The organism is Nitrobacter sp. 62-13, assembly GCF_001896955.1.
GTDB lineage: Bacteria > Pseudomonadota > Alphaproteobacteria > Rhizobiales > Xanthobacteraceae > Nitrobacter.
The window spans coordinates 3,516-4,197 of the sequence record NZ_MKRN01000192.1; the positions used below are offsets into that span (position 1 = coordinate 3,516).

At 58.7% G+C, this 682-nt stretch carries 1 protein-coding gene (running past one end of the window); it reads left to right on the forward strand.

What is annotated here, in order from left to right:
• A protein-coding gene (locus BGN91_RS14835) for an HAD-IA family hydrolase (protein WP_292614428.1) crosses the window boundary here: on the forward strand, positions 1-469 show its 3' portion. The gene continues 257 nt to the left of window position 1, outside the view; 469 of the gene's 726 nt are visible here — the last part of the coding sequence; its start codon lies off the left edge, out of view; the stop codon is at positions 467-469.
• Positions 470-682 lie beyond the last annotated feature (213 nt).

Below are 682 nucleotides of genomic sequence, written 5' to 3' on the forward strand. Positions count from 1 at the left end.
GCTGTTGTCGGATTCGCAGATCGCGGAGCTGCACCAAATCAAAACCAGGCTCTATGCGGAGTTGATAACCGAAGGGGGCTGCCCGCTTCGGCCAGGCATTCGCGCGTTGCTGGATGCGGCGCGGCGGCGCGGTCAACCTCTGGCAATCGCAACGACGACCTCGCGCGACAATATCGATGTGCTGCTTTCGGCCTCGCTCGGCAAGGACTGGGAGCAGTGGTTTGCAGCCATTGTCGCCGGCGACGAGGTGACAAGGAAGAAGCCCGCGCCTGATGTTTATCTGAAGGTCCTCTCCAAATTGAATCTGCCCGCGAAACAATGCCTCGCTATTGAAGACTCCGGAATCGGCCTGGCTGCCGCGGTCGGCGCTGGAATTCCTGTCCTGATCTCGCGAAGCGCCTATTTCAGCGACGATGACTTTTCAGGTGCCGCTTGCACGATTGATGATCTGACAGAGGTGGCAGGATAAATCCGGATCGCCCGGATAATCTTCTTATGAGTTTCCTGTTGACCATCGCTTGATCAAGACAGACTACGATCCTCCTCGTCCGACATTTCCATTTCGGGTGCAGCGAACGACTTTCGCGACGAGCGCTTGACGACTGTCGGCCATTCCGACGCCGGGCGGCCCGTCCAGACGTTCCGCCGAGAGGACGTCGCAGTCGTCTTCAGGTCGAGAAGC